Annotated in this window: 16 protein-coding genes; 15 read left to right on the forward strand and 1 reads right to left on the reverse strand. The window is 59.6% G+C overall.

From position 1 onward, the window contains the following. Positions 1-445: 445 nt before the first annotated feature. The 4 genes from GTU67_RS08760 (at position 446) to GTU67_RS08775 (ending at position 3,711) form a co-directional block, all read left to right on the forward strand. A complete protein-coding gene (locus GTU67_RS08760; protein WP_185779700.1) occupies positions 446-1,120 on the forward strand; it encodes a PepSY-associated TM helix domain-containing protein in 675 nt (224 codons plus the stop codon). Between the two features lie 116 nt (positions 1,121-1,236). Further along, positions 1,237-1,767 (forward strand): DUF2271 domain-containing protein, encoded by a 531-nt coding sequence (locus GTU67_RS08765; protein ID WP_185779701.1) that lies wholly within the window; start codon positions 1,237-1,239, stop codon positions 1,765-1,767. 30 nt (positions 1,768-1,797) lie between these two features. Then, positions 1,798-2,598, forward strand: coding sequence for a DUF4198 domain-containing protein (locus GTU67_RS08770; protein WP_185779702.1), 801 nt, complete (start codon positions 1,798-1,800; stop codon positions 2,596-2,598). A 96-nt stretch (positions 2,599-2,694) separates the two neighbouring features. Beyond that, positions 2,695-3,711: an FAD:protein FMN transferase gene (locus tag GTU67_RS08775; RefSeq protein ID WP_249417646.1), complete on the forward strand. Its 1,017-nt coding sequence runs from the start codon at positions 2,695-2,697 to the stop codon at positions 3,709-3,711. Positions 3,712-3,747: 36 nt separating this feature from the next. Here the strand turns inward: GTU67_RS08775 and GTU67_RS08780 are convergent, their stop codons facing one another. Further along, positions 3,748-4,224: a MarR family winged helix-turn-helix transcriptional regulator gene (locus tag GTU67_RS08780; protein WP_185779703.1), complete on the reverse strand. Its 477-nt coding sequence runs from the start codon at positions 4,222-4,224 to the stop codon at positions 3,748-3,750. Between the two features lie 188 nt (positions 4,225-4,412). Here GTU67_RS08780 and GTU67_RS08785 point away from each other — a divergent pair, with 188 nt between their 5' ends. The 11 genes from GTU67_RS08785 (at position 4,413) to GTU67_RS08835 (ending at position 18,223) form a co-directional block, all read left to right on the forward strand. Beyond that, complete coding sequence (locus GTU67_RS08785; protein WP_185779704.1) at positions 4,413-6,644, forward strand: ferredoxin family protein; 2,232 nt, start codon at positions 4,413-4,415, stop codon at positions 6,642-6,644. Between the two features lie 9 nt (positions 6,645-6,653). Further along, positions 6,654-8,204 (forward strand): indolepyruvate oxidoreductase subunit beta family protein, encoded by a 1,551-nt coding sequence (locus GTU67_RS08790; protein ID WP_185779705.1) that lies wholly within the window; start codon positions 6,654-6,656, stop codon positions 8,202-8,204. 36 nt (positions 8,205-8,240) lie between these two features. Then, positions 8,241-9,563, forward strand: a complete 1,323-nt coding sequence (locus GTU67_RS08795) for an aromatic ring-hydroxylating dioxygenase subunit alpha (protein WP_185779706.1) — start codon at positions 8,241-8,243, stop codon at positions 9,561-9,563. After that, the gene (locus GTU67_RS08800) at positions 9,560-10,054 is read left to right on the forward strand and encodes an aromatic-ring-hydroxylating dioxygenase subunit beta (protein ID WP_185779707.1); all 495 of its coding nucleotides are present in this window, start codon (positions 9,560-9,562) and stop codon (positions 10,052-10,054) included. Before GTU67_RS08795 ends, GTU67_RS08800 begins: the two co-directional genes overlap by 4 nt. 10 nt (positions 10,055-10,064) lie before the next feature. After that, positions 10,065-11,699: an AMP-binding protein gene (locus GTU67_RS08805; protein WP_185779708.1), complete on the forward strand. Its 1,635-nt coding sequence runs from the start codon at positions 10,065-10,067 to the stop codon at positions 11,697-11,699. Continuing rightward, positions 11,696-12,871: a thiolase family protein gene (locus GTU67_RS08810; RefSeq protein WP_093969964.1), complete on the forward strand. Its 1,176-nt coding sequence runs from the start codon at positions 11,696-11,698 to the stop codon at positions 12,869-12,871. The genes GTU67_RS08805 and GTU67_RS08810 overlap by 4 nt, the downstream gene beginning before the upstream one ends. Beyond that, on the forward strand, positions 12,868-14,112 hold the full coding sequence (locus GTU67_RS08815) for an SDR family NAD(P)-dependent oxidoreductase (protein WP_185779709.1): 1,245 nt from the start codon (positions 12,868-12,870) through the stop codon (positions 14,110-14,112). Before GTU67_RS08810 ends, GTU67_RS08815 begins: the two co-directional genes overlap by 4 nt. Before the next feature lie 35 nt (positions 14,113-14,147). Next, complete coding sequence (locus tag GTU67_RS08820) at positions 14,148-14,933, forward strand: cyclase family protein (RefSeq protein ID WP_093969966.1); 786 nt, start codon at positions 14,148-14,150, stop codon at positions 14,931-14,933. A gap of 23 nt (positions 14,934-14,956) precedes the next feature. After that, positions 14,957-15,685, forward strand: coding sequence for an SDR family NAD(P)-dependent oxidoreductase (locus GTU67_RS08825; RefSeq protein ID WP_185779710.1), 729 nt, complete (start codon positions 14,957-14,959; stop codon positions 15,683-15,685). A gap of 55 nt (positions 15,686-15,740) precedes the next feature. Next, entirely contained in the window at positions 15,741-16,886 is a 1,146-nt protein-coding gene (locus GTU67_RS08830; protein ID WP_185779711.1) for an ABC transporter substrate-binding protein, read from the forward strand. A gap of 131 nt (positions 16,887-17,017) precedes the next feature. Further along, positions 17,018-18,223, forward strand: coding sequence for an MFS transporter (locus tag GTU67_RS08835; protein ID WP_185779712.1), 1,206 nt, complete (start codon positions 17,018-17,020; stop codon positions 18,221-18,223). Positions 18,224-18,288 lie beyond the last annotated feature (65 nt).

Consider the following 18,288-nt stretch of genomic DNA (forward strand, 5'->3'; position numbering starts at 1 on the left):
GAAGACTTCGTGAAAGCTATTAAGCAATATCTGTGCCACATCGCTTGCCACAATAGCCTTACAGAGAGCAGACCACGCCCGAGCGCCAATTTGCCGGCCTGCAGCACTAAAACGCCCCAATCTGGGTCAGCCCCGCCCCACGATCTGCACCTCAAACCAACGCTCGACATCGATGCAGGCCTGCCACACGCGCCCATACGCCGGTTACAGGCGAAGTCACGCCGACAACATCCAGAAGATAACGATTGATGGCTCATCACACCCAATCTCAATAATAATAGTGATGATAACCATTCTTATTTAATATATAATCGGTGCCAGTTAATACAACAGGTAAAACGCAGGGCGCAACCTTATGTTGACGCGACTGCATTGCCGTTAAAAGCGGCTGCATTACATCACCCGAACCCACCTACTGCGCCTTGGGCGCCTGTTTTTGAATTAAATGAACGCCGTCGCCAGCAGCAAGCCCCGCAGCAAAAACGCCTGGATGAAAACCATGCACCAGTGGCACTGGGTCAGTGCCGCCATCAGCCTGGCCGGCCTGATCCTGTTTTCAATTACCGGGGTCACCCTGAACAACGCGGCTTTATTCGAAGGCAACGCCAAAACCACGCAGCGCGAACTGGTACTACCCACCGACATGCACAACGATTTGCAGTCGTGGGCAAATACCGTCGCTGAAGCACACGCGTCGGGCGCAACGTCGCCGCCTGTCGGCCACCCCGTTTTACCGGCCAACCTCGAAAACTGGCTTGACCAGGCGCTGGGCATTCGTATTGCCGGGCGACCGGCCGAAGTGTCGGCCGACGAAGTGTATGTGTCGCTGCCCGAGCCCGGCGGCGATGCCTGGCTGGCCATTGACCTGGCCACCGGAGACCTGGAATACGAACGGATACACCGCGGCGCGATTGCCTACCTGAACGACCTGCACAAAGGGCGCCATAGCGGGATAGCCTGGCGCTGGTTTATAGACATACTGGCCGTCGCCTGCCTGGTCTTTGCCATTACCGGACTGGTGCTGCTGAAGATCCATGGCAAGAACCGCCCCATGACCTGGCCCGTCACCAGCGCCGGTGTGGTCATTCCGGTACTGCTTATGCTGCTTCTGGTGCACTGACAGCAAGCCGCCTAATGCCCCATGCCCTACACAACACACCAACAACCAACAACCAACAACCCGGTTTTAACCGACCCAACGCAAACCCAAAGCCCCTGACCCAGAGACCCGTAATCATGGCACTTCCTGTTAAAACCGCCGCCACCACCGCTATTTTGCTGACCTCGCTGATGGGCGGGCACAGCGTAGCGGCCGACCTGGCACTGAATATCACCCTGCCCAAAATTGACACCGCCGAATACCACCGCCCTTATGTCGCGGTCTGGCTAGAGGGCGACAACCGCAAAGTCGTTCGCGACATTGCCGTTTGGTACGAAAACAAAAAGGCCGATGGTGAAGGCAAAAAATGGCTGAAAGACCTGCGCCAATGGTGGCGCATCAGCGGTCGCACCCAAGGCGAACCCGACGATGCCGTCACCGGCGCAACCCGCCCGGTGGGCGACCACACCATTAATGTGCCGGCCACAGCCGCCGCGCTCAAAGACCTGCCCCCTGGCCAGTACGAGGTCGTTGTCGAGGCCTCTCGCGAAAAAGGCGGCCGCGAGCTGATCCGGCTGCCGCTGGCCTGGCCACCCACAGTGGCACAGCATCAGGCCACTGAGGGCAAACACGAACTGGGCGCTGTCGCCTTGCACGCCAACCCTTAACGCAATTCACCCTTTGGAAGAGACCGTCTTATGAAGAAACTGCTCGCCCTGTCGCTGCTGGCGGCCACCCTGACCGCTCCTGCCGCAAACGCTCACGATTTCTGGCTGCTGCCCTCGTCTACCGTACTGTCAGGTGACAAGGCCTGGGTTACCGTTGACGCCGCCGTCAGCAACGACAAATTTCATGTTAACTACCGCCCCTTGCAACTGGGAAATTTGCACATTACCAGCCCCAGCGGCCAGTCGGTACAGGCCCAAAATACCTTTACGGGCCAGATGCGCAGCGGCTTTGATGTTGAACTGACCGAGCCCGGCACCTATCAGTTGGCCATTGTCAACGCCGGCCTGGCCGCCTTCTGGAAAGAAGACGGCAAAAACAAACGCTGGATGGGCAGCCCCGAGAAACTCGCAGCCGAAGTTCCGGCCAACGCCGAAGACCTGCGCGTCACGCAGCGCCATGGCCGCATCGAGACCTTTGTCACCCGCGACAAACCCACAACCATTAAAGCCGACGACAAGGGCCTGAGCCTGCGTCCGCTAACCCACCCCAACGACCTGTATGCCGGTGAAACCGCCAACTTTATTGTTTTGCTTGACGGCCAGCCTGCCCAAAATATTGATGTAGAAGTGGTGCGCGGCGCACAGCGCTACCGTAATCAGGTCGAAGAAATCCTCGTCAAAAGCAACGAAAGTGGCGAGATTGAAATCACCTGGCCGCAAGCCGGCCAATACTGGCTGCACATCGAGCACAGCGACGACAACACCAGCGTAAAACAAGCCAAGACCCGCAACCTGTCTTACACTGCCACCCTCGAGGTCTTGCCCCAGTAAAACCTGCCGGTTAACCATCAAACACGTTTTATGGCGTCAACCTTTGCCCGGTACAAGTCACCGGGCATACCGGCGCCACACCAACATTGGCGCCATATGAACGACTGGATACGCCTGCAAGGCAAGAGCATGGGAACGACCTGGGCGGTGGACATCGGCCCCCGTGCTGTCGTGCGCCGCCCGGCCAACACACCGCTTGGCAGCCCCAGCCCTGCCGGCACGAGCCTAACCGGGCCGCACCCCGCGTCGGCTATCCAGGGTAACTTGCAGGCGGCGCTAGACAACATCGTCGAGCAAATGAGCACCTGGGACGCCGGCAGCACCATCAGTTGCCTGAACCGTGCACAGCCGGGCTGGTATCAGATAGAACCCGAGTTTTACACAGTGATGGAAGCCGCCCTGCAGGTGGCAGAAATGACCGAAGGGGCCTATGACCCCACATTGCATGAACTGGTGAACCTGTGGGGCTTTGGGCCGGCGGGCCCCTGCGTTCGCCCCCCTGCGCCCGCAACCCTACGCAGCGCCCTGCTGCGCAGCGGGTGGCGCAAAACCGCACTGAGCCCTGAATACCGCGGCGTCTGGCAGCCCGGCCGCTTGCAATTTGACCTGTCGTCTATTGCCAAAGGCTACGGCGTTGACGCGATGGCGCAAACACTAGACACCCTGGGCTACACCCACTACCTGGTTGAACTGGGCGGCGAGCTGAAGGCGCGCGGCCACAATGCCGAAGGCAAACCCTGGCAAGTGGGTATCGACGAAATTCACCTGCCCATTACATTGACCAACCATGCGGTAGCCACATCGGGCGACTACCGGCGCCACTTCGAACACAATGGCAGGCGCTACGCCCACACGCTGGATGCGCGCACGGGCCAGCCCCTGCAGCACGCGCTGGCTGCCGTCACCGTTATACACAAACAATGCGTGTTGGCCGACGCCTGGGCCACCGCCCTGCTTTGCCTGGGGCCCGAAGCAGGGCCGATGATGGCCCAGGACTACGGGCTGGCGGCGTTATTCGTTGAGCGGGCAAAAACCGATTTCAAGGTCTGCTGGTCAACCGCGTTTGCCCAAAAAGCAGGGCTGCCAGAAGAAAACGACGTCGAAACGCAGTAGATTCTTTAAAGCTTAATTTGTAATTTTCGACCAAGCCTAATCAGTAATAATGGCCCGCAACAAACCAACCATGCGGTCGGCATAGTCGGGGCCCAGCTTGGCCAGCACACGCTGCTGATGCGCCATAGCCTTGTCGCACAAACCACTGATAAGTAGCGTACCCTTGGGGGTAATGCGCACCACCGTCTGGCGGCGGTCGACACGCGACGTTTCGAGGGTTACCAGCCCTTGGGCTTCCAGACGAGGCAGCACCTTGCTAAGCGTAGGTTGCTTGGTAATGGCCAAACGGGCCAAATCGCCCACCGTTTCGCCTTCGGCCTCAAACAAACTGCCCAAAATGCGCCATTCGGTTACCGTCAGCCCGGCTTTGCGTACTTCAACATGAAATTCGGCAGAAATATTATGGCTGGCCAACGCCAGCACCGAAGCCAGATATCGGTGCACGAAACGCACAGGCTCTTTAGGCCCGGCCTTTGGGGCGTTGACATCAGCCACCTGAGCACCTTTATTCATAAGAGACAACAATTCGGAAAAAGGGGAAAATCGTATGCCAGCGAAACCCCTACGTCAAGACGACTAATGGTTTACCCTGATACTCAAACGACTGATTTTTTTATTAAATATTGCCAATACATGAATTTTCATGTTTTTTTGAAGGCACGTCGCATCCGCGCAACCGTCTTCAAGTAAAGGACACCACCATGGCAGAACGTTCATTCAAGAAAGAAGTCCAGCAGCTTCGCATCGGCGCTGGCGAAGAATTCCGCGGCGAAGGCATTTTGGCCGTGACCAAGGGCCTGTTGCAATCGGGCGTAGGTTACGTCGGCGGTTACCAGGGCTCGCCTATTTCCCACCTTATGGATGTGCTTGCCGACGCGCAAGACATCCTGGAAGAACTGGGCGTGCACTTTGAAACCAGTGCCTCTGAAGCCACAGCCGCTGCAACGCTGGCCGCATCGGTCAACTACCCCATTCGGGGTGCGGTCACCTGGAAATCGACAGTTGGTACCAACGTCGCCTCTGACGCGCTGGCCAACCTGGCCTCGGGCGGTGTCACCGGCGGCGCTCTGGTCATTGTGGGCGAAGACTACGGCGAAGGCTCTTCGATCATGCAAGAGCGCACCCACGCGTTTGCCATGAAATCGCAGCTGTGGCTGCTCGACCCCCGCCCCAACCTCGACAGCATGGTCAACTTCGTCGAACACGGGTTCCAGTTGTCGGAAGCCAGCAACACGCCGGTCATTTTGCAATTGCGTATCCGTGGCTGTCACGTTCACGGCCGCTTCATTGCCAAAGACAACCAACGTCCCAAATTTACACTGGCCGAAGCGTTGGCCAACCCCAAACGCGACTTGTCGCGCATTGTGCTGCCACCGGCAGCCTACGTGCACGAGCACGAAAAAATCAAACAACGCTGGCCAGCGGCGGTCAAGTTCATTAAAGACAACAAGCTTAATGAACACTTCGACGGCGACGTCAAAGATCTGGGCATTATTTTGCAGGGCGGCCTGTACAACGGCGTGATTCGTGCCTTGCAACTGCTGGGCCTGGCCGACAACTTCGGCAACAGCCGCATCCCGCTGTACGTGATGAACGTCACGTACCCCATGATCGACGACGAAGTCACCGAGTTCTGTAAAGACAAAAAAGCTGTCTTGCTGTTTGAGGAAGGCCAGCCCAACTACATCGAGCAAGGCATGAACATGGTCTTGCGCCATGCCGGTATCGACACCATTTTGTCGGGTAAAGACGTACTGCAACTGGCCGGCGAATACACCACCGCCGTCATGCGCGACGGTCTGCAAAAGTTTCTGGCCGCCCAGCGCCCCGAACTGTTGCCCGTTATCGACGTCGAGCCCACCCCGGCGCCCGCTGCGGCCGCCAACGGCAATGGCGCCATGGAAGTGGCCGAAGTCACACGCCCCAAACCCGTGGTCAAAGAACAGCCCATCTCGTTCCAGCGCATGTCGAAAGACATGGCCGAAATCGTGCCGCTTCGCCCTGCCGGCTTCTGTACCGGCTGCCCCGAGCGCCCAATTTTTGCCGCGCTGTCGCTCACACAAGAAAAGCTGGGCGAACACCACATCGCCTGCGACATTGGCTGTCACCTGTTCTCTATTTTGCCGCCCTTCAACCTGGGTTCTACCACCATGGGTTACGGGCTGGGTACGGCCAGTACAGCAGCGTTCAACGTCAAATCCTCCAAACGCTCCATCTCGATGATGGGCGACGGCGGCTTCTGGCATAACGGCTTGTCGTCGGGTATTGGTAACGCCGTATTCAACAAATACGACGGCGTCATCATCCTGATCGACAACTACTACTCGGCCGCGACCGGCGGGCAAGACATCTTGTCGTCACGCGCCGAAAACCCCAACCGCGCCACCAACAACCCCATCATCGAAGCCGTCAAAGGCGTCGGCGTTAAATGGGTCAAGGTCATCGAACGCACCTACGACGTCGCGCGCGTTCGCGACACACTCGAAGAAGCGCTTACCACCGAAGTCACCGGCCCCAAAGTCCTTATTCTGCAGTCCGAGTGCATGCTGAACAAGCAGCGCCGCGTCAAGCCGCAGTTCAACAAGGCCGTCAAAGAAGGCAAGCGCATGGTCAAAGAGCGCTTCGGTGTCGATTCCGACGTCTGCACTGGCGACCACGCCTGCATCCGCTTGTCGGGCTGCCCGTCGCTTACCATCAAAGACAGCGGAGACCCGCTGAAAGAAGATCCGGTCGCCTACATCGACAACAGCTGCGTCGGTTGCGGTAACTGCGGCGAAGTCTCGCACGCCGCCGTACTGTGCCCGTCGTTCTATCGGGCCGACATTGTGCACAACCCCACCCAGTGGGATTTGTTCAAAGCCAAAGTCCGTCAACGCGTCATCGGCTTCCTGCAAGCCCGACGTAACCAGCGCCTGACCCAATACTCTTTGTAAGCCTCGACCATGACAACAACACAATTGCACGACGTAACCCCCATCAAGATCGCAATCCTGGCCATGGGTGGCCAGGGCGGCGGCGTGCTGGCCGACTGGATTGTCGACATGGCCGAGCACGCCGGCTGGTGGGCCCAGACCACATCGGTGCCCGGCGTTGCTCAACGTACTGGCGCCACAATTTACTACCTCGAACTGCTGCCCGAAGAGGCCGTCAAGGCAGCAGGCCGTCAGCCGGCGCTGGCGCTAATGCCCACCCCGGGCGATGTCGACCTGATCGTCGCCTCCGAACTGATGGAAGGCGGCCGCGCCATCCAGCGCGGCCTGGTCACCCCCGACCGCAGCACCCTTATTGCTTCGTCGCACCGCAGCTACGCCATTGGCGAAAAATCCGCCCCCGGCAACGGCATCGCCGACCCGAACAAGGTCATTGAAGCCGGCCGCACAGCCGCCAAACGCTTCATGTGCTTCGACCTGCAATCGCTGGCCGAGCAAGCCGGCAGCGTGATCAGCGCCAGCCTGTTCGGCGCCATCGCCGGCAGCGGCACGCTGCCCTTCAGCCGTGCCGACTACGAAGCCACCATCGAGCGCAGCGGCAAAGGGGTTAAGCCCAGTCTTAAAGCTTTCGCGCTGGGTTTCGACGCTGCCCAGGGCGCACCCGACTTCCCGGACTTCATCGACACCACTCGTCCGGTACCTGCCGTACCGCAAACTGCGGCCAACGCACGCGTCAAGCAATTGCTCGACGACATTCGCACAAACTTTGCACCTGCCGCACAACCCATGCTGGTGGCCGGCCTGCGCCGCACGCTCGAGTTTCAAGACCTGGCCTATGGCAAAGAGTATCTTGAGCATATGCGCGGCATTCACGCCCTCGACAAGCAATACGGCGGCGATGCCAAGCAGTGGGCGCTTACCAGCGCTGCAGCCCGCTACGTTGCCGTTGCCATGGCCTACGACGACGTCATTCGGGTTGCCGACCTGAAAACCCGCGAAGCCCGTTTCGAACGCGTACGCGAAGAGGTACTCGCAAAGCCCGACCAACTGGTCTACACGACCGAATACATGCACCCGCGGCTTGAAGAAATCTGCGGCACCATGCCGTCGTTTTTGGGGCAAGCCATCGAAAATTCGCCCAAACTTTGCAAGTGGCTCGAACCCATGTTCCGTAAAGGGCGGTTCTTGCAAAGCGGCACGCTGACCGGCTTTTTAATGCTTTACGGTTTGGCCGGCATGCGTCGTTTCCGTCGCAGCACCTTGCGCCACAAAATCGAAATGCGCGGGTTCCACGAATGGCTCAACCTGATCACCCAAGTGGCGCCGGGCAACTACGAACTGGCCGTTGAAATCGTCAACTGCCGTCGGTTGGTCAAGGGCTACAGCGACACGCACGCCCGTGGCACCAGCAAGTATCAAAAGCTCGTCCAGGCCGCACGCAACCTCATCGGTAAACCCGATGCCGCGTCACGCCTGAAGCAGCTGCGCGATGCCGCGCTGGCCGACGACAAAGGCACACAACTGAACAAGCTGCTTGCTCAGGGAGATGCTGCAGCCGCCTGACTTTTTGGTCAATAAAATGACTACCGGAGACTTGTCATGACCTACAAAAACAACCCGGAGGCGATCAAAGCATTAGTTCGCCCCACAGAGGTCCACAAAGATCTCTTCATCGACGAAGAGCTCTTTGAACTGGAAATGGAACACTTGTTTGCCAATACCTGGGTGTATGTAGGCCATGCAAGTCAGGTGCCCAACCCGGGCGACTACTTCACCACCACCGTCGGGACGGATGACGTCCTGATGGTGCGCGACGCCGACAACAGCGTCAAAGTGCTGTACAACCGCTGTCCGCACAAAGGTGTCATGCTGGTCAACGACACCTGCGGCAACGCGGGCCGCTTCTTCCGCTGCCCCTACCACGCGTGGTCGTTCAAGCTAAACGGCGACCTGCTGGCGCTGCCGCTCAAGCGCGGCTACGACCCCGACACCTTCAAAGAATGCGAAGCCGCCCAAGGCATGGCCAAGGTCGAAAACGTCAAGAACTATCGCGACTTCATTTTCTGCCGCCTTAACCCCGAAGGGCAAAGCTTCGAAGACTTCTTTGGTCAATCGCTGTCAACACTCGACAACATGATTGACCGCTCGCCCGAAGGCAAACTTGAAGTCGCCGGCGGGGTGCTGCGCTACATGCACAACTGCAACTGGAAGATGCTGGTCGACAACCAAAGCGATACGTGTCACCCCATGGTGGCGCACGAGTCGTCGGCGGGTACGGCCGTCAAAGTATGGGAACAAGCCCCCGAGGGCACACCCAAACCTATGGCCGTCGAACAGTTCGCCCCCTTCATGTCGCCCTACGAATTCTTCGAGGGCATGGGCATACGCGTCTGGGAAAACGGTCACGGCCATACCGGTGTATCGAATTCCATTCACGCCGCGTATTCAGCCGTGCCCGGCTACTTCGAGGCCATGACGGCCGCCTACGGCGAAGAACGCGCCAAAGCCATTTTGGACGACGTACGTCACAACACGACGTTCTTCCCGAACATCATGGTGAAAGGGCCCATTCAAACCCTGCGTATTTTCAAGCCCATCGCGGCCAATAAAACGCTGGTCGAGTCCTGGACGTTCCGCCTGGTGGGTGCGCCCGACAAACTGCTCGAACGCACCGTCATGTACAACCGGCTCATCAATGCCCCCACATCGGTCGTGGGCCACGACGACCTTGAAATGTACGAGCGCGCCCAGCGTGGGTTGGTATCGCGCGGCCGCGATTGGGTCAACGTTGCCCGCCTGTACGAACCCGGCGAAGAAGACCGCAAGAACGAAGTCACCAACGGCACCAACGAATGGCAAATGCGCAATCAGTATCGGGCCTGGGCACGCTACATGACCGCCACCATGAAGGAATCCACATGAGCCAGTTCACCGATCAGGACGTTATCGAATTCGTCTACACCGAAGCCCGTATCCTCGATGCACTGCAATTTGAAGACTGGCTCGACCTGTTCACCGAAGACTGCCACTACTGGATGCCGCTGGCTTACGCCCAGGAAGACCCGCGTCTGCACACTTCGCTGATGGACGAGGACAAGCTGCTGCTGCGCGTACGGGTTGAACGCCTGAAGGGTCAGCGCACGTTCTCGCAACAGCCGCGCAGCCGTTGCCACCACCTGCTTCAGCGCCCCGAGATCGACACCACGCACCCCTGGCACCAGCCTGCACAGGGGCAGTACGTGGTTCGTACCGCCTTTCATTACACCGAAGTGCGCGGCGACGAACAAAATATTTATGCCGGCTGGACCACCCACGAGCTGCGTGTTGAAGAAGGCAGTCTGCGCATTCGCCGCAAACGCGTCGATCTGCTGAACCGTGAATCGGCATTGGGCAATATTCAACTCTTCATGTAAGGACGCGGCCGTGGCCAACACCGTTTATCAAGCATTTACCGAGACTGCTGCGCAGTTTCCCGGCAACCCGTTTCTGTGCGTCATGCCCGAAACCGCCGACATCTACAACATTGCCGCCGGCGAAATCACCTACGGCGCCGCCCTGCAGCGCATTAACACGCTTAAAGACGCCTATGCCAAAGCCGGTTACGGCCATGGCCATCGCGTGGGCTTGCTGCTCGAGAACCGACCGGCATTTTTCATGCACTGGTTTGCGCTGAACGCGCTGGGTGTCTCGGTCGTCCCCATTAACGCCGACATGCGCGCGGCCGAACTGTCTTACCTTATCGGTCACTCCGAAATCTGCATGGCCGTGGCTTTGCCCGGCCGTCACGAATCGCTGGCGGCTGCCGCCCTCGACGCCAACGCCACGCTTGCCTTAATGGGCCCGGACGACAACATCCCGCCCGCGAATCGTCCCGCGCCGCTGGCGGGTCAGGCCATTGGCACGCACACCGAATGCGGCCTGATGTACACCTCGGGCACGACAGGTCGCCCCAAGGGCTGCATCTTGCCCAACGAATACTATTTGTATTGCGGCCAGTGGTACGCCAATATTGGCGGCCTGGCCACACTGCATAAAGGGGTCGAACGCATGCTGACCCCCCTGCCGCTAGTGCACATGAACGCCATGGCCTGCTCGACCATGGCCATGGTCACTACCGGCGGCTGCCTTATTGCCATCGACCGCTTCCACCCCAAAACCTGGTGGAGCACCGTGCGCGAATCGCGCGCCACCGTCATTCACTATCTGGGCGTCATGCCGGCCATTCTCATGAAGGCCACACCTGCACCCGAAGACACCCGGCACAGCGTGCGTTTTGGTTTTGGCGCCGGCATCGACCGCAGCCTGCACGAGCCCTTCGAAAAACGCTTCGGCTTCCCGTTGCTCGAAGCCTGGGCCATGACGGAAACCGGTTCAGGCGCTGTCGTCATTGCCAACCACGAGCCGCGTCATATTGGCACCAGCTGCTTTGGCAAAGAAGAACCCGTGGTCGAGGTTCGCCTGGTCAATGATGCCGGCAACGACGCCGGCGTCGACGAAAACGGCGAACTCCTGGTACGCCATGCCGGCGACAACCCCCGCTTTGGTTTTTTTGCAGGCTATCTGAAAGACGAAGCCGCCACCACAGAAGCCTGGGCAGACGGCTGGTTCCACACCGGCGACATTGTCTGCCGCGATGCCGACGGCTACTTGCACTTTATCGACCGCAAAAAGAACGTCATTCGTCGTAGCGGCGAAAACATTGCCGCCGTCGAGGTTGAAAGCGTATTGCTGCGCCACCCGGCCATCAAGGCCGCTGCAGTTGCCGCCGTACCCGACGCCGTACGTGGCGACGAAGTACTGGCTTGCCTGGTCTGCAACGAGCCGCCGGCCGACGCAAACGCCCGCGAAACCCTGGCGCACGACATTGTGAAATGGTCGCTGACGCAATTGGCCTACTACAAGGTGCCCGGCTTCGTGGCCTTTGTCGATGCCTTGCCGCTCACACCCACGAACAAGATTCAACGGGGCGAACTTAAAAAGCTGGCGCCAACCCTGGTGGGTACTGAGCAATGCGTAGACACCAATCACCTGAAAAAACGCCAGGAAATTTCCGCATGACGACCCGGCGCCAAGGCTACGAGGGCGTGGTCATCACCACGCCCATTACAGTTCCTTACGTGCGCTATGCCACCCAATCCGCCCATTGGTGGTTGGGTCAGGCCCTGCGCGATCTCATCAAAACATCAGGCATAGCCAAAGACAGTATCGACGGCATGTGCGTGTCCAGTTTCACCCTGGCACCCGACACCGCCGTCGGCTTAACCCAGCACCTGGGCATGAGCCCGCGCTGGCTCGACCATATCCCTATGGGCGGCGCCAGTGGCGTGGTGGGCCTGCGCAGGGCGGCACGCGCCGTACAGGCCGGTGATGCCGACGTTGTCGCCTGCCTGGCTGGCGACGCCAACCACGTCGACTCGTTTCGCAACACCGTCAGTCAGTTTTCGCGATTTGCACAAGACGGCACCTACCCCTACGGCGCGGGCGGGCCGAACGCCAGCTTCGCCTTGCTGACCCGCCACTACATGAATACCTATGGGGCCACGCGCGAAGACTTTGGCAAGCTGTGCGTCGACCAGCGCACCAACGCCCTGGGCAACCCCAATGCGCTCATGAAAAAACCCATGACGCTGCAGCAATACATGGACGCCCGCGTCATTACCGACCCCATCCACCTGTTCGACTGTGTCATGCCGTGTGCCGGCGCCGATGCTTTCCTGGTCATGCACGAAAGCCGGGCGCAAGACCTGGGGCTGCCGTATGTACGCATTTTATCGACCATCGAACGCCATAACGCCTGGACCGCCGATGCTATTCAGTATCGCGGCGGCTGGACCGTTGATTGTGACGACTTCTACGCCCATGCGGGCGTCGCGCCAAAAGATGTCGATGTCATGCAGGCATACGATGACTACCCGGTCATCAACTTCATGCAAATCGAAGACCTCGGGTTTTGCAACAAAGGCGAAGCGCCTCAGTTTGTGCGCGACCATACGTTTACCACCGACGGCAGCTTTCCATTCAACACCAATGGCGGCCAGTTATCTACCGGGCAAGCGGGTGCGGCAGGCGGCTATCTGGGGATGGTGGAAACCATCCGTCAGCTCACCGACACCGCCGGCAAATGTCAGGTGGCCAACGCCCGCATCGGGCTGGTCAGCGGCTTTGGCATGATTAACTACGACCGCGGCCTGTGTACGGCGGCGGCGCTTCTGGCCCGGAGTGACGCATGACCACGCCATTACAAAAGCCCACGCGCAAAAATCCGGTTGCGCGCACACGGCAACCTGCGCTGCCGCCCGGTATGCGCTCACGTCGCGCACTGGGTCTGACCGCCGCGGCAGCTGCCGGGCGCTTCGACATGCAGGTCTGCCAAGAATGCGCAGCCGTTCAGTATCCGCCGCGCGAGGTTTGTCACCAATGCCTTTCGGCCGACCTGAAATGGCAGGCCGTTAACCCCAAAGGCAAGCTGCTGGCCACGACCACACTCGACCACAGCAACGATGCGTATTTCCGCGAGCGCCTGCCCTGGCGCGTGGGTACTGTCGCCATGGAAGCCGGTCCCTCCGTGGTCGCGCACGTGCACGGCGACTGCAACGACGGCGATACCGTGCGCCTGACGCTCAAGCTCGATCGCAGCGGCCAGGCCGTACTTGTTGCCCTGCCCCAAAAACCGACGCCCCACATGGAAGACGACCCCGTGCTCCGAGAAACTGCCTGCGACCCCAAATTCCGTCGCGCCCTGGTCACAGACGGCAAAACTGCCGTGGGCCGGGCGGTTGTCAAAGCCCTGCTCGACGCCGGCGCCACCACCGTATTCGTGGGCGATCCAGAAATCTGGAAAAAAGACGCCGCATTCGACGCGCTGTGTGCCGACCCCCGGGTGCAGGTACAAGACCTCAATGTCAGCAACACCGACGCCATCGAGCGCGTGGCCAAGTCCATCGGCGGCAAGGTCGAAATTCTGGTCAATACCGCCAATTACGAACGCGATGGCGGCGTGCTGTTCAATCGCGACATCATGAAGGCCTACGACACGCTGAACACCAACTGCATGGGCCTGGTACGTTTAGCGCAACACTTCGGTCCAGCGATGTCGTCGCGGGCGGCCGATGGCGTTGCCAATGCCGTCGCCTGGGTCAATGTGCTGTCGGTATATGCCCACATCAACCTGCCCTCGCGCGGGCTGTGGTCGGCCTCGCAGGCCGCCGCACTGTCGGTCAGCCAGTGCCTGCGCAACGAGTTCCGCCCGTCGGGCGTACGCGTCGTCAACATCTTTACCGGCCCGGTCGACCACGAGTGGGAGCAACTGACCCCGCCACCGCGCGTGGCACCGTCAGCCATTGCCAAGGCCGTAGTTCAGGCACTTAAAGACGGCACCGAAGACGCCGTCGTAGGCGACGTTGCCAAAGAAGTCATCGAGCTGCTGCAAGAAAACCCCAAAGGGTTGGAACGCGAACTGGGCGGCCGCTAAGCCAGGGGCCCGAACGTGCATCACAAGGAAACACCATGAGCACAAATGTACTGACGCAATTTTTGGGTGAACTGCTAAGCGGCAAGATCAAGATGGTTGATCTGACCGAAACCCTGACCCCGGACTTCCCCACGATTCAGCTGCCGCCCGAATTCGGTCAGGCCTGGCCGTTTCGCATTGAAGAAATCTCGCGCTACGACGAGCGCGGGCCGGCCTGGTACTGGAACAACTTCTCAATGTCCGAGCACACCGGCACGCACTTCGATGCACCGGTGCATTGGGTCAGCGGCAAAGACCAGCCCAACAACTGCGTCGACACCATCCCGCTCGACGCCTTCATTGCCGAGGCCTGCGTCATCGACTGTTCGGCCCAGGCCGCGCAAGACCCCGACTTCCTGCTCACCATCGACTTCGTCGAGCAGTGGGAAAAGCAACACGGGCGCATCCCCGAGCGTGCATGGGTATTGATGCGTACCGATTGGTCGAAACGCGACAAGCCCACCGACTACCTGAACATGCAAGACGACGGCGGCCACTCGCCTGGCCCCGACGCCCAGGTTGTCCCGTGGCTGATCAAAGAACGCAATGTGCATGGTTTCGGCACCGAATCTGTGGGCACCGATGCAGGCCAAGCCGCCCATCTCGACCCACCCTACCCTTGCCACTACTACATGCACGGCAATAACCGCTATGGGCTGCAATGTCTGACCAATCTTGATCAGCTCCCGGCAAAAGGCGCACTGATTTTCTCCGCCCCGCTTAAAATCCGCAGCGGCTCCGGCAGCCCGCTACGGGTTCTGGCCCTGACGCCCAACACATAACGATAATTACGGAGCACAACCCCATGAGTACGCAATACACCGCCGTCGTCACCGGCGGCAGCGCCGGTATCGGCCTGGAAATCGTCCGCCAGATGCTCGACGCAGGCTACGAAGTCATTTCGATGGCACGCCGCGAGCCCGAGCTGTCTCACCCCAAGCTGAAAACCGTCAAGGTCGACCTGCTTGACGCCGACGCCACCATCCAGGCCAGCAACGACATCGCCAAAGACCATGGCGTGACGCATGTCATTCACAATGCTGGCGTCATCTGGCCCAACTTGCTGCCCGACGTGACACAAGACGAGCTGCACGGCCTGACGCAAATCCACCTGGGCGCAGCCATTGCGCTGGTGCAGGCCTGCCTGCCGCACATGGAGTCGATCAAATTCGGGCGTATTGTCATGATGTCTTCACGAGGCGCCTTGGGCCTGCCCACCCGCACAGCCTACTCGGCCACCAAAGCAGGCATGGTCGGCATGACGCGCACCTGGGCACTAGAGCTTGCCGCCAAAGGCATCACCGCCAACGTGGTCGCACCCGGCCCCATCCAAACCGATATGTTCTACGATGTGGTCGAAGCGGGCAGTGAACGCGAAGCCAACATCGCCAAGGGTATCCCGGTGCAACGCCTCGGTCGCGCCGACGACGTCGCGCGCGCCGTCATGTTCTTTTCAGATCCGGCCAACAGCTTTATAACCGGCCAGACACTTTATGTTTGCGGTGGCGCGAGCGTCAGCTCGATCACCATTTAACGGGCCTATGCCCACGTCCTTTCCGGACAAACCGTTTCACGGAGAATAAAAAACTATGATGATCAAGAAACTGGTAGCACTGGCCGTTTTGGCCGCCATGGGCACTGCCCCCGCATTCGCGCAGGTCAAGGTCGGCGTTGTGTCGTCGTCCACAGGCCCGACGGCCCTGATCGGCATCTCGCAAAAAAATTCTGTCCCCCTGTTGCCCACCAAAATGGGCGACCTGACCGTTGAATACATTTCGCTGGATGACGCCAGTGACCCCACCCAGTCGGTCACCAACTTCAAAAAACTCATTACCGAAGAAAAAGTCGATGCCCTGATCGGGCCGTCGGGTTCGCCCAACGCCATGAGCGTGATCCAGTTTGCCGCCGAAGCGCAAACACCCATGCTGGCTCCGGTAGGGACGGCATCGGTGGTGCTGCCCATGACGCCTGAAAAGAAATGGGTTTTCAAAACCACCCAGAACACCGACATTATCGCCAGCGCGCTGGTCGAACACATGGTCAAGACCGGCGTCAAAACCGTTGGCTTCATGGGCCTGAACGACGCCTACGGCGAAGACTGGCTGACCGTGTTCGGCAAAATGGCCAAAGACAAGGGCATCAAACTGGTGGCCACCGAACGCTACCAGCGCAACGACAGCTCGGTCACCGGCCAGGCACTTAAAATTTACGCAGCCAAACCCGATGCCGTCCTGATTGCCGGCACGGGCGCAGCCGCTGTACTGCCGCAAACCACTCTGGTCAAACAAGGCTACAAAGGCCAGTTCTACCAAACCCACGGCGCCGCCTTGCCCGCCTTCCTGAAACTGGGTGGCAAAGAAGTCGAGGGCACGATTCTGGCCGCCAGCCTGATGCTGGTACTGGACGAAATCCCGGCGACACACCCCTCCAAGGCCATTGCCGAAGACTACATCAAGCGCTACGAAGCCATGCATGGCCAGAAACCGGCGACGTTTGGCGCCAACGTGTACGATGCCGGCCTGTTGCTGGAAAAGGCAGTGCCTGTTGCAGCGGCCAAAGCCAAACCCGGCACACCCGAGTTCCGTATTGCCCTGCGCGATGCGCTTGAGCAAACGAAAGAGCTGGTGGCTACCCAGGGCGTCTACACCATGACCGCCGAAGACCACAGCGGCTTTGACGAGCGCGGCCGTGAGCTGATCACCGTTAAAGATGGCGAATGGCGTCTCGTGAAGTAATGCAGACAACGTCTGTCGGCCTGCGGGTCGAATGACGTCAACTCGGCTGCTCCCAAGGGGGCAGCCGATTTTTATGCGGTTACGCGGCAGGCCCCGGCCCCGCGCAAAAGCGCATTAAAGCGCCCAAGAACATGAGTATCACCCAAAGTCAAAAAACCAATGTCCTGCTGCTGGCCGGCGGGCAAGGCCTGTTCACTATCGTCACCATCACCATCATGACGCTCAGCAGCGTTATTGGTCGACAGCTTGCCCCATGGCCGGAATTGGCGACGCTGCCGGCGGCCATGATGATGTTCGCAACGGTGTTAACAACCTTGCCGGCGTCCCTGCTCATGAAACGCATCGGGCGGCGACGCGGCTTCATCATGGGCACCATCAATGGCGCCATTGGCGGGCTGGTTTGTTTTTTTGGCGTCGCCACCGAATCGTTTGCCCTGTTCTGCCTGGGCAACTTCTTTATTGGCCTGTACCAAAGCTTTGCCATGTACTATCGCTTCGCGGCAGCCGACGTTACGACGGCTGAATTCCGTAGCCGGGCCGTGTCGTATGTGATGACAGGCGGCATCATAGCCGCGGTTCTGGGCCCCATTAATGCCCGCATCACACTCGACTGGGTGCCTGCCGTACCTTATGGCGGCCCATTTTTGGTGATACTGGCGCTGTCGTTGCTGGCCGCTTTCCTGGTCAACCAGATCGACATGCCCGAACCCGATCTACAGGCGAACGCGGCGCCGCCTGCCGCAGCGCGCCCCCTGCGTGTCATCGCCACGCACCCAGGTTTTATTCCGGCCGTGCTTTGCAGCAGCATTTGTTTTTCGTTCATGGCGCTGTACATCACCGTCACACCGCTGGCCATGAAAGACCTGGGTTTCAGCATGACCGATATCGCCGTCGTGACGCAAACCCAGGTGCTGGCGATGTTCGGCCCGTCATTCATTACGGGGGCCCTGATCGCGCGCATCGGCTTAAACCGCATTCTGTTCAGTGGCGTTGTATTGATGACGCTCGCCGGGCTTATTGGCGCATTCAGCGATGCAGCACTGCCCGGCTACATCGCCTCGCGCCTGGCACTGGGCCTGGGCTGGAACTTTTTGTTCGTGGGTGGCGCCGTCTTGCTGTCGACCACGCACAACCCGGCCGAGCGCGGCAAGGTACAAGGGATCAACGACCAGGTGATGTTCATTCTGGTCACCATCGGTTGCCTGGGCGCAGCCACCTTTTTAAGCGCGCTGGGGTGGCGCAACCTGAACCTGGCCGCGATGGCACCCGTACTGCTGGTTGGCGCTGCGCTGACCAGAATGGTCATGCAGCAGCGCCGGCAGGCTTCAGGCCACTGACAGCCGCGCATACCTCTGGCGCAGCGATTAACAGGCGAACTTGGCCAAACGGCAAGCCCGCCTGT

It is taken from the genome of Pusillimonas minor, assembly GCF_014237865.1.
Classification (GTDB): Bacteria; Pseudomonadota; Gammaproteobacteria; order Burkholderiales; family Burkholderiaceae_B; genus Neopusillimonas; species Neopusillimonas minor.

What these genes read in the sequence shown, in the direction of transcription:
- GTU67_RS08760 (WP_185779700.1), top strand. Translation starts at nt 446, where the DNA reads ATGAACGCCGTCGCCAGCAGCAAGCCCCGCAGCAAAAACGCCTGGATG.
- GTU67_RS08765 (WP_185779701.1), top strand. Translation starts at nt 1,237, where the DNA reads ATGGCACTTCCTGTTAAAACCGCCGCCACCACCGCTATTTTGCTGACC.
- GTU67_RS08770 (WP_185779702.1), top strand. Translation starts at nt 1,798, where the DNA reads ATGAAGAAACTGCTCGCCCTGTCGCTGCTGGCGGCCACCCTGACCGCT.
- GTU67_RS08775 (WP_249417646.1), top strand. Translation starts at nt 2,695, where the DNA reads ATGAACGACTGGATACGCCTGCAAGGCAAGAGCATGGGAACGACCTGG.
- GTU67_RS08780 (WP_185779703.1), bottom strand. Translation starts at nt 4,224, where the DNA reads ATGAATAAAGGTGCTCAGGTGGCTGATGTCAACGCCCCAAAGGCCGGG.
- GTU67_RS08785 (WP_185779704.1), top strand. Translation starts at nt 4,413, where the DNA reads ATGGCAGAACGTTCATTCAAGAAAGAAGTCCAGCAGCTTCGCATCGGC.
- GTU67_RS08790 (WP_185779705.1), top strand. Translation starts at nt 6,654, where the DNA reads ATGACAACAACACAATTGCACGACGTAACCCCCATCAAGATCGCAATC.
- GTU67_RS08795 (WP_185779706.1), top strand. Translation starts at nt 8,241, where the DNA reads ATGACCTACAAAAACAACCCGGAGGCGATCAAAGCATTAGTTCGCCCC.
- GTU67_RS08800 (WP_185779707.1), top strand. Translation starts at nt 9,560, where the DNA reads ATGAGCCAGTTCACCGATCAGGACGTTATCGAATTCGTCTACACCGAA.
- GTU67_RS08810 (WP_093969964.1), top strand. Translation starts at nt 11,696, where the DNA reads ATGACGACCCGGCGCCAAGGCTACGAGGGCGTGGTCATCACCACGCCC.
- GTU67_RS08815 (WP_185779709.1), top strand. Translation starts at nt 12,868, where the DNA reads ATGACCACGCCATTACAAAAGCCCACGCGCAAAAATCCGGTTGCGCGC.
- GTU67_RS08820 (WP_093969966.1), top strand. Translation starts at nt 14,148, where the DNA reads ATGAGCACAAATGTACTGACGCAATTTTTGGGTGAACTGCTAAGCGGC.
- GTU67_RS08825 (WP_185779710.1), top strand. Translation starts at nt 14,957, where the DNA reads ATGAGTACGCAATACACCGCCGTCGTCACCGGCGGCAGCGCCGGTATC.
- GTU67_RS08830 (WP_185779711.1), top strand. Translation starts at nt 15,741, where the DNA reads ATGATGATCAAGAAACTGGTAGCACTGGCCGTTTTGGCCGCCATGGGC.
- GTU67_RS08835 (WP_185779712.1), top strand. Translation starts at nt 17,018, where the DNA reads ATGAGTATCACCCAAAGTCAAAAAACCAATGTCCTGCTGCTGGCCGGC.